This is a genomic window from Nonomuraea sp. NPDC050202 (assembly GCF_040656115.1).
Lineage (GTDB): Bacteria > Actinomycetota > Actinomycetes > Streptosporangiales > Streptosporangiaceae > Nonomuraea.
The window spans coordinates 699117-713450 of the sequence record NZ_JBFALF010000001.1 but is presented as its reverse complement, the minus strand read 5'-3'; the positions used below and the strand labels follow the sequence as shown (position 1 = coordinate 713450).

Genomic DNA, 14334 nt, shown 5'->3' with positions numbered 1-14334 from the left:
CGGATCAAGACGGAGCGACGGCTAACCGGCCATGCGGGCGGGCACCCGTTCCTGCAGCAGCTCGAACCAGACCGTCGTCGACCCGGCCTCCCTGATGAACCCCCAGCGGTGGCTGAGCGCCTCGATCAGCGGCAGGCCGCGGCCGCTCGTGGCCTGCGTGCTCGTCCGGCACACGCACGGCGGCTCCTGCGACCCGCCGTCCGCCACGAACACCCGCACCGCCGTCGCCGAGCTGGCCACGCTCACCGTGAACGAGCCCCCGGCGCCGGACTTGGTGTGCAGGATCGCGTTCGTGGCCAGCTCGCTGGTGAGCAGCGCCACGTCGTCGTAGAGCGGATGGTCGCGGCCGAGCGCCGCGGTGACGAGCTCTCTCGCCCTGGCCACCTGGGACGGCATCCCCGGCAACCGGATCACGAGATCACCGGTGCCGGCCTGATCATCCCCGTTCACGTGGTGCGAGTCCGCCGGTGCCACGGTGACCTCCCCCGAATCCGGTGCCGTTGTGAGACGCCTCGGGGGCCGCCCGGAGATTATCGCGAAAAGGTAGGAATGACCTTTCCCGAGGTCGCTTGCACGTCCCGGTTCACCGACCGAGTACGCTGCGATCGACGAGTCGTCTAGGCCCGTGGGGGAGCAGGAGGTCGTGTGAGCAGCCTGGAGGCCGTCTGGACGCAGCCGTACGAGCGGCCGGGGGCGGCGGTCGTGACCGGCGTCTTCGACATCCTGCACGTGGGCCATGTGCGCTACCTGGGCGCGGTGGCGGCGCGCGGGCTGCCGCTGATCGTGGGCGTCGAGGACGATCCGCGCGTGCGCGCGTGGAAGGGGCCGACCCGCCCGTTCAACCCATCGGTGGAGCGCGCCGAGGTGCTGGCCGCGCTCCGCTTCGTCACCGGCGTCTTCATCGTGACGGGCCCGCCCGAGGCGCACGGCCCCGAGGACTACATCGACCTCCTGGCCCCGATGCGCCCCTCCGCGCTCGCCCACACGGCGGGTGACCCGCACGCGGGCGCCCGCGCCGCGGCGGCGGCGATCCTGGGCGCCGAGTGCTGGGAGATGGACGCCATCCCGGACCGCTCGACCACCCGCATCGTCAACGCGGCCGGCAAGGGCTGACCCACCCGCCCGGGAAGTCGCCCCAGCCCGCCGCGCCACTCGCGGCGAGGTAAAGGCAGGGGCGGGGGTCAGTCGGCCTCGGCGCTGCCGTCCACGCGGAGCTTGCGGCGGGCGCGCTCGTAGAACGTGGTCCCCAGCCGCACCACCTTGGCGGCCCCCGGCCACGCCGTGACCGTGACCGTGTCGCCCGGGCACAGGTGCCCCATCACGGCCCCGTCGACCTCCACGGCCAGCCGCCCGCTGCTGGGCAGCACCTGGAGCGTCACCTCCTCGTCCGCCGGCAGCACCAGCGCCCGGTTGAAGGACGAGTGCGCGGCGGCGGGCACCACCAGCACCGCCTCCACGCGCGGCGACACGATCGGCCCGCCGGCGGAGAAGCTGTAGGCCGTGGACCCCGTGGAGGTGGCCACGATGACGGCGTCGGCGGAAAAGCGGACGAAGGGGCTGCCCGACGGGGTGACGGACACGGCGGCCAGCCCCTCACCGGGGATGCGGACGAGCGCGATGTCGTTGAACGCCGTCACCTCCACCCCGCCCACCGAGCCGCGGATCGCCATGCGCGGCTCGATCGTGTACGCGTGCTCGTCGATCGCCGACAGCGTGCCGGGCAATTCGTCCACGTCGATCTCCGCGAGGAACCCGAGCCGCCCCAGGTTCACCCCCAGGATGGGCGTCGGCCGCCCGGCCAGCAGCCGCATCGTGCGCAGCATCGTGCCGTCGCCGCCCAGCCCGACCAGCAGGTCGGCCCGCTCCACCAGCGTGGCGGCGTCCACCGGGACGGCGGTGCAGTCGATGCGGCCCACCTCCTCGGGCAGGCCGAGCACGGTGGCGCCCTTGTCGGCGGCCCACCGCAGGATCGTGTCTATCGCCTTCTTCGAGTCGCGCTGCGGATGCAGAACCAGCCCGACCGTCCCGACCATGCCCATGCCGCCACACTACGACCACCCGATCCGTGGCGACGCCAGAGGGCGCGGGTGGCGATAACGTCGTGCCCATGCGCCTTCACGTGGGATGCGCGATGTGGACACATGCGCGCTGGCAAGGACGGTATCTGCCCGGCCACCTCGACCCCGGTGACCGCCTGCGGGCCTACGCCACCTGGTGCGACGCGGTGGAGGGCAACACGACGTTCTACGCCACCCCGTCCAGGGCCACGGTCGAGTCGTGGGCGGCGCAGACCTCCGACGACTTCCGTTTCGTGATCAAGCTGCCCAAGCCGATCACGCACGAGCGCCGCCTGGCGGGCGCGGAGGCTGAGCTGGCGGCGTTCCTGGAGGCGATGGAGCCGCTGGGGCCGCGGGTGCACGCCTTCTGGATCCAGTTGCCCGGCTCCTTCTCCCCCGCCGACCTCGGCACGCTGGCGGCGTTCCTGAGACGGCTCCCGCGGGAGCACCGTTACGCCGTGGAGGTCCGTCACCCCGCATTCTTCACGGACGAGCGCTCGGAGCGCCTGCTGGAGCGCGTCCTGGCCCCCGCGGACGCCGAATGGGTGCCGTTCGACACCACGGTCATGTTCGCCGGCCCGCCCACCAGCGACGCCGAGCGCGACGCGTGGACGAAGAAGCCGCGCGTGCCGCGCCGCACGCGCGCGCTGACCGCCCGCCCGATCGTGCGCTACCTGGGACGCGACGCCGAGGAGCGCACGATCGAGGGCTGGCGGCCGTGGGTGGAGCAGGTCACCCGGTGGTTGCGCGAGGGTCGCGAGCCGACCGTGTTCGTGCACACCCCGGACAACGCCGACGCGCTGCGGCTGGCCCGCCGCTTCCACGACGAGGTACGCGCCGGCGTCCCGGAGCTGGACCCGCTGCCCGACCCGATGCCGGACGGCCCGGCGCCGGACGAGCCCCTGACCCTGTTCTAGCGGGTTCTAGCGGGTTCAAGCGGTTCTAGCAGGGTTTCAACGGACGAGGCAGGGCCGCTTCGGGTCGAAGGCCCAGCCCTCCACGAGGAACTGCATGGCCACGGAGTCGTCGCGGGCGCCGAGGCCGTGGCGCAGGTAGAGCTCGTGGGCCGCGGCCAGGGCGTCCCGGTCGAGCTCGACGCCGAGGCCGGGCGTGTCGGGCACGTCGATCGCGCCGCCGGTGATCTGGAACGGCTTCGTGGTGAGCGCCTGGCCGTCCTGCCAGATCCAGTGCGTGTCCAGCGCCGTGATCTCGCCCGGCGCGGCGGCCCCGACGTGCGTGAACATGGCCAGCGAGATGTCGAAGTGGTTGTTGGAGTGCGAGCCCCACGTCAGCCCGAAGTCGTGGCAGAGCTGGGCGACGCGGACCGACCCCGCCATGGTCCAGAAGTGCGGGTCGGCGAGGGGGATGTCCACCGCGTCGGAGCGGATGGCGTGGGCCATCTCCCGCCAGTCGGTGGCGATCATGTTGGTGGCCGTCGGCAGGCCGGTGGCGCGCCGGAACTCGGCCATCGTCTCCCGCCCCGAAAAACGCCCCTCGGCGCCGCACGGGTCCTCGGCGTAGGCGAGCACGCCGCCGAGACCGCGGCACAGCCGCACGGCCTCGGACAGCAGCCAGCCGCCGTTGGGGTCGAGCGTCACGCGCGCTTCGGGGAACCGGGCGGCCAGCGCCTTGACCGCCTCGACCTCCTCCTCGCCGGGCAGCACGCCGCCCTTGAGCTTGAAGTCGGCGAAGCCGTAGCGCTCCTGCGCGGCCTCGGCCAGCGCGACGACGGCGTCGGGCGTGAGGGCCTCGCGGCGGCGCAGCCTGGACCAGGCGTCGTCGCCGCCGTCGTCCACCAGGTACGGCAGGTCGGTCCTGCCGGGGTCGCCGACGTAGAACAGGTAGCCCAGCATCGGCACCCGGTCGCGCTGCCGCCCCTCGCCGAGCAGGTCGGCCACGGGCAGGCCGAGGTACTGGCCGTGCAGGTCGAGCAGGGACGACTCCAGGCCGGTGACGGCGTGCACGGTGGTCCGCAGGTCGAAGGTCTGCAGGCCGCGCCCGCCGGCGTCCCTGGCGGCGAACCGCTCGGCCACCGACCGCAGCAGCGAGCGGTAGCGGGCCACGGGCTGACGGATCAGCAGCTCGCCGGCCTCCTCGACGGTCCGCCTGATGGCCTCGCCGCCGGGCACCTCGCCGAGCCCGGTGCGCCCGTCGGAGTCGGTGACGATGACGACGTTGCGGGTGAAGAACGGGCCGTGGGCGCCGCTGAGGTTGAGCAGCATGCTGTCGTACCCGGCGACCGGGACGACTTCCACGCGCTGGATCGTGGGAGACAAGGAAGCCCCCTAGCTGATCTTGTTGATGAGGGCGGTCAGCTCGGCGAGCTCGCCGTCCTTCAGGTCCGACAGGGGCGGGCGCACCGGGCCGGCCGGGCGGCCGACGGCGGCCAGCCCCGCCTTGATGATCGAGACAGCGTAGCCCTTGGTGCGGTCGCGGATGTCCAGGTACGGCAGCACGAACTCGCGGATGCGCCGGTAGACGGCCTCGCGGTCCTGGGCGCGGACGTCGGCGTAGAAGTCGAGCGCGTACTGCGGCACGAAGTTGAAGATCGCCGAGGAGTACGTGCTCATGCCGAGCTGCAGCAGCGGCAGCGCGAACGTCTCGGCGGTGGGCAGGCCGCCGATGTAGGCCAGGCGGTCGCCGACGGAGGCGTAGATGCGGGTGAGGTTCTCGATGTTGCCGACGCCGTCCTTGAACCCGATCAGCGTCTCGTTCCGCTCGACCAGGGCCGCCACGGAGCGGTCGTTCAGCACGGCGTTGGCCCGGCTGTAGACGATCACGCCGAGGCCGCTGGCGCGGCAGACAGCGGAGACGTGCTCGACCAGGCCCTCCTGGCCGGCCTCCGTGAGGTAGGGGGGCATGAGGAGGATGCCGTCGGCGCCGGCGGCCTCGGCCGCCTTGGCCTGGGCGACGGCGCTGGCGGTGCCGCCGGTGGCGGGGGCCATGACCGGGACCTTGCCGTTCACCTCGCTCACCGCGACGCGGACCACCCGGTCGATCTCCTCGGCGGTCAGCGAGAAGCCCTCGCCGGTGCCTCCCGCCGCGAACAGGCCGGCCACCGGGTACGAGCTCAACCACGCCAGGTGGTCACGGTAGCCCGCCTCGTCGAACTCCAGGTCCTGGGTGAAATGGGTGACGGGGAACGACAACAGACCGCTCTTGAGCTGTGTGGCGAGCTCCTGCGGGGAGTAATGGGGCATGGCGGACGCTCCTCGCTTCACTTGCGGCCGTGGGATTCTCCCGCACCGCCGGTAAGAACTGACGCCGACAGGCTAAGGAGGTGGGGCGATACTTGTCCAAGTGCGATTATGTATCCGGCGATACCCATAGAGCATCACGAGCCTCCAGGTCGGGTAGCAGCTCCAGGACGCGGGCGAGCGCGGGGTTGGTGGACTCGCGGCTCCAGATGACGTGCAGCTCGACCGGCTCACCGGTGCCCCCGTCGCCGTCCAGCGGGTCGCCGCCGCCGCGTACGAGATCGCAGAAGGCGATGCCGTCCACCCCGAGCGAGCGCGCGCTCGCGGGCGCCAGGGCCACGCCCCGGCCGGCCGCGACGAGCAGCACGGCGGTGAGGATCTGGTGGACCTGCTGCTCGATCCTGGGGTGGGCGTTGGTGAGGAAGCGCACGGTCAGCTCATGGAAGTAGCGCGACTGGACCGGGTTGTAGCTGATCACCGGCAGGCCGTCGAAGTCGTCGGGGGCCAGCGGCCGGCCCAGGTCGGCGAGCGGGTGGCCGAGCGGCACGGCGGCGCACAGCGGCTCGCGGAAGACGACGCGCGAGTCGAGCGTGTCGATGTCGAAGGGCGGGCGGGCCAGGCCCAGGTCCAGCTCGCCGCGCAGCAGGCCGTCCACCTGCCCGGCGGTCACCCGCTCGTGCAGGATGACGTCGATCTCCGGGAGCCGCTCCGACAGCCGCCGCAGCAGCGCGCCGAGCATGCTGATGGCCGAGACGGCGGTGAACCCCAGCCGTACGGTGCCCGCCGCGCCGCTGGCGATCCGGCGCGCCCGGTCGCCCGCGGTGTCGACGAGCGACAGCATGCGGCGGGCGTCCTCCAGGAAGCCGCGCCCGGCGTCGGTGAGCACCACGCGCCGGTTGTCACGTTCCAGCAGGGTCACCCCGATCACCCGCTCCAGCTTCTGGATGTGCCTGCTCAGCGGGGGCTGGGTCATGCGCAGCCGATCAGCCGCACGGCCGAAGTGGAGCTCCTCGGCGACCGCTACGAAAGCCCGGATCTGATCGAGTGTTAGCATGATGCAGGAAGAGTATCACTCGATACCGAATTGAGCCTGGACAGGCATCGAGGCTGGTCCATAGTCTCCGGAGACTACAGAGCGGAAACCTTGCCGTAACCTTACGCAACCTCCCTCTCCGCTTCACAAAGATCCACGGGCGGCTCCCGCCCGCATGAAGGAGAAGTCAATGCCGACATCTCGGACAGCCCCCCGCCGCATCCTCCTGGGTGTCGTCGGCGCCGCCGCCGCGGTCGCGCTGACCGCCTGTGGTGGTGTCAAGACGACCTCCTCCGGTGGCGGGGACGGCGACTATCCCACGGGCAACATCGAGTTCAGCGTGGGCGCCTCCGCGGGCGGCTCGACCGACCTCATCACCCGCGCGCTCGCCCAGGGCATCGGCAAGGAGCTCGGCGTCTCCACCCCCGTGCTGAACAAGCCCGGCGCGAACGGCGCGCTGAACGCCAAGGAACTGCAGTCGGCCAAGCCCGACGGCTACAAGATCGCCGTGCAGAACGCCTCGCTCTTCACGATCACGCCGCTCACGGTGTCGGCCGCCGAGGCCACGAAGATCGACTCGTTCGACGTCATCACCGGCATCTCCCGTGACGACTACGTCATGGCGACCAGCGCCCAGTCCGGCTTCAAGTCGATCGACGACCTGAAGAAGGCCGGCAAGACGATCAGGTACGGCACCACCGGCGTCGGCACCGGCGCCCAGCTCGCCTCCGCGCTGACCTTCAAGTCGGCCGGCGTCGAGGCCACGGCCGTGCCCTTCGACGGCGGCGCCCCCAACCTGACCGCCCTGCTGGGCAACCAGGTGGACGTGTCCACCATGCAGATCGGCGAGGCCATCGAGAACATCAAGGGCGGCAAGCTCGTCCCGCTCGCCGTCTTCTCGCAGGAGCGCATCCCGTACCTGCCCGACGTGAAGACGGCCAAGGAGCAGGGTTACGACGTCCTGGTGACGCAGTACCGCTTCCTGACCGCGCCCAAGGGCACGCCGGAGAACGTCAAGACCAAGCTGCTCGACGCGGCCAAGAAGACGTTCGCCACGCCGGAGTACAAGAAGTTCAACGAGGAGAACTCGCTCACCCCGATGGAGGTCTCCCCGCAGGAGGTCCTCACCTCGTTGCAGAACGACTCCACCACGTTCAAGGCGCAGCTCGACAAGTTCGGCATCAACCTCGCCGGTTGATGACGGGGACGGCGGCCGGGCGCACACCGGCCGCCGCCGTCGACTGGCACAAAGGAGTGTGCATATCCATGTCCGACCCCACGAAGCCGCCCGGCGCGGAGCCTGAACAGGCCGCCGTCGCGATGGACCTGCAGGAGGAGGCCGACCGGCTCCAGGCAGAGCTGGAGGAGGCCAGGCCGCCGCACGCGGGCCCGATCTCGCAGATCGCGGCCGCGCTGGTGGCGCTCGCCGTCGGCGTCTTCGGTGCGGTCGGCTCGTACGCGCTCGGGCTCGGCCGGCTCACCCAGCCCGGCCCCGGCCTGTGGCCGTTCGCCATCAGCGTCGTCATCATCGTGCTGTCGGCGGTGCTCGTCGTCACGGGCCGCGGCCTGCAGGACACCGAGCGGTTCTCCCGCTCCAGCCTGCTGACCGCGGTGGGCCTGGTGACGCTCGTCGGGCTCGCCGCGCTGCTGCCGGTGATCGGCTTCGAGATCCCCTCGCTGCTGCTGATGTTCATCTGGCTGCGCTGGCTGGGCAAGGAGTCGTGGCGCTCCTCCATCGTGATCAGCATCGGCGCCGTGGCCGTGTTCTACGTGCTCTTCGTGCTGCTGCTGCAGATCCCGCTCCCCCGCCTCATCTGAGAAAGTCACATGGACATCTCCCCGATCCTCGACGGTTTCGGCGTCGTCCTGGAGCCGACCAACCTGCTCTACTGCCTCATCGGCGTCATCATCGGCATGCTCATCGGCGTGCTGCCCGGCCTCGGGCCCGGCGCGACGATCGCCATCCTGCTGCCGATCACGTACGGCATCGGGCCCGTGTCGGCGATCATCATGCTGGCGGGCATCTTCTACGGCGCCCAGTACGGCGGCACGATCACCTCGGTCCTGCTCCGCCTGCCCGGCGAGGCGTCCTCCGTGGTCACCGTCTTCGACGGCTTCGCCCTGGCCAAGCAGGGCAAGGCGGGCACGGCCCTGGGCATCGCGGCCATCGGCTCCTTCGTCGGCGGCACGGTCTCGATCATCGGCCTGACGCTCGTCGCCCCGGTCGTGGCCGGGTTCGCGCTCGACTTCGGGCCCCCCGAGTACGCCGCCCTGGGCATCCTCGGCGTGCTGCTGATCTCCTCGATCGGCAACGGCAACAAGCTCAAGGCCATCATCGCCGCCTGCGTCGGCCTGCTGATCGCGACCGTGGGCCGTGACACGTTCACCGGCGCCGAGCGCTTCACCTTCGGCAGCCTGAACCTGGCCGAGGGCATCGACTTCATCCCGATCGCCATGGGTCTGTTCGGCCTCAGCGAGATCCTCTACAACCTGGAGGAGCGGCACAACAAGGTGCACTCGCCGGCCAAGGTCGGCAACGTGTGGCCGTCGCGCAAGGATCTCGGGCAGGCCAGTGGCGCGATCGGGCGCGGCTCGCTCATCGGGTTCGTGCTGGGCGTGCTGCCCGGCGGTGGCGCGGTGCTGTCGTCGCTGGCCGCGTACGCGCTGGAGAAGCGGCGCGCCAAGCAGCCCGAGCGCTTCGGCCAGGGCGCGGTCGAGGGCGTGGCCGCGCCGGAGACCGCCAACAACGCCGCCGCCACCTCCTCGTTCATCCCGCTGCTGACGCTCGGCATCCCGGCGAACGCGACGATGGCGCTGATGTTCGGCGCGCTGCTCATCCAGGGCATCCAGCCGGGCCCGCAGCTCGTCACCGAGCACCCCGACGTGTTCTGGGGCGTCATCAACTCCATGTACATCGGCAACATCCTGCTGCTGATCATGAGCATCCCGATGGTGGGCGTGTTCGTGCGCATCCTGCGGGTGCGGCCGGCCATCATGGCCCCGATCACGGTGCTGATCACGCTGCTCGGCGCCTACACGGTGCGCAACCAGGTCTACGACATCTTCCTGGTGATCGTGTTCGGCGTGCTGGGGTATCTGATGAAGAAGTTCGGCTTCGAGCCGGGGCCGCTGGTGCTGGCGTTCGTGCTGGGCTCGATGATCGAGAGCTCCGCGCGGCAGGGACTGCTCATCTACGGCGGCGACCCGACCGGCTTCCTCACCCGGCCCATCTCGGGGACGATCTTCGCCGTGATCCTGGTGGTGGCGGCCTGGCCACTGATCCGCAAGGCGATACGCCGCAAGACATCCGATGATCGTGTTGAGGAGAAGATCAAATGACCATCCTCGTCGGTTACCTGCCCACACCCGAGGGCGAGGCCGCCGTCGACGCGGGCCTGCGTGAGGGCAAGCTGCGCGGGGAGCGCGTGATCATCGTGAACTCCCCGCGCCGCGGCGCCCCCATCGACGAGCACAAGATCGACGACGCCGCCGGCGCCGAGCTGCTGCGCCGGGCGCGGGAGGCGGGGGTCGACGCCGAGCTGCGCCAGCCGCTGCACGACGACGACCTGCCCGAGACCTTCGAGGCGCTGGCCAAGGAGACCGGCGCGACGCTCGTCGTGATCGGGCTGCGGCACCGGTCGCTGGTGGGCAAGTTCATCATGGGCAGCGAGGCGCAGCGCATCCTCATGGAGTCCACCGTGCCCGTGCTGACGGTGAAGGCGGCGCGATGAGCGTTCGCGAGGCCGGCCGGATCAGCCGGGTCGTCGTCACCCCCGTCGCCTTCCGCGACCCGCCCCTGCTCAACGTCGTGGGCGTGCACCAGCCGTACGTGCTGCGGACCATCGTCCAGGTGCACACCGACGAGGGGCTGGTGGGCCTCGGTGAGACGTACGCCGACCAGGCGCACGTGGAGCGGCTGGAGGCGGTCGCCGCCGCCCTGCCCGGCGCGGACGTCTTCGACCTGCACGCCCTGCGCCGGATCGTGACCGAGACGCTCGGCGCCTCCACGGCGGGTGCGGGCGCGAGCTTCGGCGGCATGCTGGAGGTCTCCAGCGCCGTGGACACCGTGGTGTCGCCCTTCGAGGTGGCGCTGCTGGACCTGCAGGGCAGGGCGCTCGGCCGGCCGGTGAGCGACCTGCTCGGCGGCGCCGTACGCGACCGCGTGCCGTACTCGGCGTACCTGTTCTACAAGTGGGCCGGCCACCCGGGCCACGACGAGGACACCTGGGGCGAGGGGCGCACGCCCGAGCAGATGGTCGCCCAGGCGCAGCGGATGATCTCCGAGTACGGCTTCACCGCCGTCAAGCTCAAGGGCGGCGTGTACGAGCCGCGCCACGAGTTCGAGACCGTCGAGGCCCTGGCGGCGGCCTTCCCCGGCCACGCCCTGCGCATCGACCCGAACGGCGCCTGGACCGTCGAGACCTCGATCAAGGCGGCCGACCGGCTCTCCGGCGTGCTGGAGTACCTGGAGGACCCGACGCCGGGCATCCCCGGCATGGCCGAGGTCTCCAAGCACACCGACCTCCCCCTCGCCACGAACATGTGCGTGATCTCGTTCGATCACCTCAAGCCGGCGGTCGCCGCGGACGCCGTGCAGGTCGTGCTCTCCGACCACCACCTGTGGGGCGGCCTGCGCCGCTCGGCGCTGCTGGGGGGCATCTGCGAGACGTTCGGCATCGGGTTGTCGATGCACTCCAACTCGCACCTCGGGGTCAGCCTGGCCGCCATGACCCACCTGGCCGCCGCCACCCCGAACCTCACCTACGCCTGCGACACCCACTACCCGTGGAAGACGGAGGAGGTCGTCAAGCCGGGGGTGCTGGAGTTCCGCGAGGGCGCCATCGCCGTGCCCACCGGGCCGGGGCTCGGCGTCGAGCTGGACGAGGACGCGCTGGCCGCCCTGCACGAGCAGTACGTCCGGTGCGGGCAGCGGGGCCGCGAGGACACGGCGTACATGCGCTCGATCGTCCCGGACTTCACCCCCAACACCGCCCGCTGGTAACGGGTCAGGGCGCCTGCAGCCTGGCCCGCGAGTTGGACAGGTGCAGGCGCATGGCCGCCCGCGCCGCCGCGGCGTCCTGGCCGGCGATGGCGCGGTAGACGTTCTCGTGCTCCAGCGTCACCCGCGTGAAGTGGGTGGCGTCGGAGACCGTGTAGACGTGCTCCAGCCGCGTCCGGGGAAGCATGATCATCATGGGCCCCAGCGACGTGAGCAGATCGGCGTAGAACCGGTTGTTCGCGGCGAGCGCGATCTTGAGGTGGAACTCGAAGTCGGCCTCGACCGCGCTGCTCGGCTGCTCCCCGATCCGCCCGAGATCGACCAGGGCCCGTTCGATCGCCTTGAGCTGCAGATCCGTACGCCGCTCGGCCGCCAGCCCCGCCGCCTCCGTCTCGACCCCGATGCGGAAGTCGATCATGTCGAGGACGTCGCGGTGGGTCCGCACCTGCGACGCCTCCACGGAGAACGCCGTGGAGGCGGGCAGCGCCAGCACGAACGACCCGCGCCCCTGGAAGGTCTCGACGAGCCCGGCGGCCTGCAGCCGCGAGACGGCCTCGCGCACCACCGTACGGCTGACCCCGAACTCCTGGATCAGCGACGACTCGGTGGGCAGCTTCTGCCCTGGCTGGATCTCGCCCGCCAGGATGCGGGCCTTGAGCCGCTCGACGAGCTCGTGCGCGAGCCCGCGACCGGTGTCGCGGTCGAGTCGGTGATCGGGCGGCACGGCGGACAATCTACCGGCCGTCCGCGTGGAACTCGACCTCGTCCAGCCGCCAGTCCCTGGCCCGCCCGGAGAGGGTGAGGCCGAGCCCCGGCCGGTCCGGCACGGTCATCCGGCCGCCCGCGATCTCCAGCCGCTCCTCGAACAGCGGCGAGAGCCACTCGATGTGCTCGACCCAGGAGTCGCGCGGGTAGGCCGCGGCCAGGTGCACGTGGATCTCCATCACGAAGTGCGGCGCGACCTGGAGGTGCGCGTGGTCGGCCAGCGCCGCGACCTTGAGGTAGGGGGTGATGCCGCCGACGCGGGGCACGTCGGGCTGCAGGAAGTCCACCGCCCGCAGGTCCACGAGGCGGACCAGATCGGGGACCCCGGCGAGCATCTCGCCGGTGGCGATCGGGGTGTCGAGCGCGGCGGCGAGCTGGGCGTGCCCCTCGGCGTCGTAGGCGTCCAGCGGCTCCTCGATCCACACCAGCCCCAGGTCCTCCACCGCCCGCCCGAACCGCAGCGCGCTCGCCCGGTCCCACTGCTGGTTGGCGTCCACCATCAGCGGCACCCCGTCCCCGAGGTGCTCCCGCACGGCCGCCAGCCTGCGCAGGTCCTCCCGCATGTCCGGCTGGCCCACCTTGATCTTGATACCGCCGATGCCGCCGGCCAGCGACCGCGTGGCCTTCTCCCGTACCTCCTCGATCGGAGCCTGGAGGTAACCGCCGGAGGTGTTGTAGACCCGCACCGAGTCGCGGTAGGCGCCCAGCAGCTTGGCCAGCGGCAGCCCCGCCCGCTTCGCCTTCAGGTCCCACAGCGCCACGTCGATCGCGGCCAGCGCCTGCGTCGCCACCCCCGACCGGCCCACCGACGCGCCCGCCCACAACAACCGGTCGTGGATCCGCCCGATGCCGGACGGGTCCTCGCCCAGCAGGAGCTCGCCGACCTCCTTGGCGTGCGCGAACTGCGCCGGCGTGCCCGCCCTGGTCGTGTAGGAGAACCCCAGCCCCGCCAGGCCGTCCTCCGTGGCGATCTCGCAGGTCAGGACGTCGATCCGGGCCAGGGGGCGCTGCCGCCCCGTGGCCACCTTGGCGTCGCTGACCGGCCGGGCGAGCGGCACGGCGTAGCGGCCGAACCGTACCGACGCGATGCGCACGGCTCAGGCCTTCCCGAACTCGACGGAGTCCACCGTCCACTTGCGGCACTGCTCGCTGAGCGTGAACCCGAGGCCGGGCCGGTCCGGCACGATCATGCGGCCGTCACGCGTCTCGAGCCGCTCGTTGAACAGCGGGTTGAGCCACTCGAAGTGCTCCACCCAGGGCTCGCGCGGGTACGCGGCGGCCAGGTGGAGGTGGATCTCCATGGCGAAGTGCGGCGCGAGCTGCAGCCCCGCGTGGTCGGCGAGCGTGGCCAGGCGCAGGAACGGGGTGATGCCGCCGACGCGCGGGGCGTCGGGCTGGATGATGTCGGCGGCGCGGGCCTCGATGAGGCGGACGTGCTCGGCGACGCTGGAGAGCATCTCGCCGGTGGCGATCGGGGTGTCGAGCGCGGCGGCGAGCTGGGCGTGCCCCTCGGCGTCGTAGGCGTCCAGCGGCTCCTCGATCCACACCAGCCCCAGGTCCTCCACCGCCCGCCCGAACCGCAGTGCGCTCGCCCGGTCCCACTGCTGGTTGGCGTCCACCATCAGCGGCACCCCGTCCCCGAGGTGCTCCCGCACGGCCGCCAGCCTGCGCAGGTCCTCCCGCATGTCCGGCTGGCCCACCTTGATCTTGATACCGCCGATGCCGTCGGCCAGCGACTGCGTCGCCCGCGCCTTGACCTCCTCGATCGGCGCGTGCAGGAACCCGCCGGAGGTGTTGTACGTCCTGACGGAGTCGCGGTAGGCGCCCAGCAGCTTGGCCAGCGGCAGCCCCGCCCGCTTCGCCTTCAGGTCCCACAGCGCCACGTCGATCGCGGCCAGCGCCTGCGTGGCCACCCCGGACCGGCCGACCGACGCGCCGGCCCACAGCAGCGACTCGTACACCTTGCCGATGTCGGACGGGTCCTGCCCGAGCAGGTTCTCGCCGACCTCCTTGGCGTGCGCGTACTGGGCGGGGCCGCCGGCCCGCTTGGAGTAGCTGAAGCCGGTGCCGCTGTGGCCGTTCTCGGTCGAGATCTCGGCGAAGAGGAAAACGATCTCGGTCATCGGCTTCTGCCGCCCGGTCAGCACCTTCGCGTCACTGATGGGGACGTCGAGCGGGAGCGTGACGGACGACAGGGCGACGTGGCGGATGCGGTCCATGGAGGGTCCTCGGCGTGGTCGGCGGCAGATTCATCTGTCATCGTATGACTCCATAAGTCGTATG

At 71.4% G+C, this 14334-nt stretch carries 15 protein-coding genes; 7 read left to right on the top strand and 8 right to left on the bottom strand.

The annotated features are described in order from the left end of the window. Window positions 1-21: 21 nt before the first annotated feature. A complete protein-coding gene (locus tag AB0I79_RS03540; RefSeq protein WP_357866349.1) occupies window positions 22-474 on the bottom strand; it encodes an ATP-binding protein in 453 nt (150 codons plus the stop codon). Between the two features lie 171 nt (window positions 475-645). Here AB0I79_RS03540 and AB0I79_RS03535 point away from each other — a divergent pair, with 171 nt between their 5' ends. After that, entirely contained in the window at window positions 646-1113 is a 468-nt protein-coding gene (locus AB0I79_RS03535; protein ID WP_357866347.1) for an adenylyltransferase/cytidyltransferase family protein, read from the top strand. Between the two features lie 68 nt (window positions 1114-1181). Here the strand turns inward: AB0I79_RS03535 and AB0I79_RS03530 are convergent, their stop codons facing one another. Beyond that, entirely contained in the window at window positions 1182-2039 is an 858-nt protein-coding gene (locus AB0I79_RS03530) for an NAD(+)/NADH kinase (protein ID WP_357866345.1), read from the bottom strand. Between the two features lie 68 nt (window positions 2040-2107). Between AB0I79_RS03530 and AB0I79_RS03525 the strand changes: the two genes are divergently transcribed. Continuing rightward, on the top strand, window positions 2108-2974 hold the full coding sequence (locus AB0I79_RS03525; protein ID WP_357866343.1) for a DUF72 domain-containing protein: 867 nt from the start codon (window positions 2108-2110) through the stop codon (window positions 2972-2974). A gap of 36 nt (window positions 2975-3010) precedes the next feature. Here AB0I79_RS03525 and AB0I79_RS03520 read toward each other — a convergent pair whose 3' ends face one another. The 3 genes from AB0I79_RS03520 to AB0I79_RS03510 all read right to left on the bottom strand — a co-directional run bounded on the left by AB0I79_RS03520 (window position 3011) and on the right by AB0I79_RS03510 (window position 6308). Next, window positions 3011-4312 (bottom strand): enolase C-terminal domain-like protein, encoded by a 1302-nt coding sequence (locus tag AB0I79_RS03520; protein ID WP_357866342.1) that lies wholly within the window; start codon window positions 4310-4312, stop codon window positions 3011-3013. 30 nt (window positions 4313-4342) lie between these two features. Next, window positions 4343-5257, bottom strand: coding sequence for a 5-dehydro-4-deoxyglucarate dehydratase (gene kdgD / locus AB0I79_RS03515; protein WP_357866340.1), 915 nt, complete (start codon window positions 5255-5257; stop codon window positions 4343-4345). Window positions 5258-5363: 106 nt separating this feature from the next. Continuing rightward, window positions 5364-6308 (bottom strand): LysR family transcriptional regulator, encoded by a 945-nt coding sequence (locus tag AB0I79_RS03510; RefSeq protein ID WP_357866338.1) that lies wholly within the window; start codon window positions 6306-6308, stop codon window positions 5364-5366. 169 nt (window positions 6309-6477) lie between these two features. Here AB0I79_RS03510 and AB0I79_RS03505 point away from each other — a divergent pair, with 169 nt between their 5' ends. From AB0I79_RS03505 to AB0I79_RS03485, 5 genes are all read left to right on the top strand, one after another. After that, complete coding sequence (locus tag AB0I79_RS03505; RefSeq protein ID WP_357866336.1) at window positions 6478-7485, top strand: tripartite tricarboxylate transporter substrate binding protein; 1008 nt, start codon at window positions 6478-6480, stop codon at window positions 7483-7485. Window positions 7486-7553: 68 nt separating this feature from the next. Continuing rightward, entirely contained in the window at window positions 7554-8105 is a 552-nt protein-coding gene (locus AB0I79_RS03500) for a tripartite tricarboxylate transporter TctB family protein (RefSeq protein ID WP_357866335.1), read from the top strand. 9 nt (window positions 8106-8114) lie between these two features. After that, window positions 8115-9626, top strand: a complete 1512-nt coding sequence (locus AB0I79_RS03495) for a tripartite tricarboxylate transporter permease (protein ID WP_357866334.1) — start codon at window positions 8115-8117, stop codon at window positions 9624-9626. Next, a complete protein-coding gene (locus AB0I79_RS03490) occupies window positions 9623-10018 on the top strand; it encodes a universal stress protein (protein ID WP_357866333.1) in 396 nt (131 codons plus the stop codon). The genes AB0I79_RS03495 and AB0I79_RS03490 overlap by 4 nt, the downstream gene beginning before the upstream one ends. Next, on the top strand, window positions 10015-11289 hold the full coding sequence (locus AB0I79_RS03485) for a glucarate dehydratase family protein (protein WP_357866332.1): 1275 nt from the start codon (window positions 10015-10017) through the stop codon (window positions 11287-11289). The genes AB0I79_RS03490 and AB0I79_RS03485 overlap by 4 nt, the downstream gene beginning before the upstream one ends. A 4-nt stretch (window positions 11290-11293) precedes the next feature. On the opposite strand, the gene AB0I79_RS03480 is transcribed toward AB0I79_RS03485, so the two are convergent. From AB0I79_RS03480 to AB0I79_RS03470, 3 genes are read right to left on the bottom strand one after another with little or no spacing between them, the layout of a single operon-like run. Continuing rightward, entirely contained in the window at window positions 11294-12010 is a 717-nt protein-coding gene (locus AB0I79_RS03480; RefSeq protein WP_357866330.1) for a FadR/GntR family transcriptional regulator, read from the bottom strand. A 10-nt stretch (window positions 12011-12020) separates the two neighbouring features. Further along, window positions 12021-13145 (bottom strand): mandelate racemase/muconate lactonizing enzyme family protein, encoded by a 1125-nt coding sequence (locus AB0I79_RS03475; protein WP_357866328.1) that lies wholly within the window; start codon window positions 13143-13145, stop codon window positions 12021-12023. Between the two features lie 3 nt (window positions 13146-13148). Further along, complete coding sequence (locus tag AB0I79_RS03470; protein ID WP_357866326.1) at window positions 13149-14270, bottom strand: mandelate racemase/muconate lactonizing enzyme family protein; 1122 nt, start codon at window positions 14268-14270, stop codon at window positions 13149-13151. Between the last annotated feature and the right edge of the window lie 64 nt (window positions 14271-14334).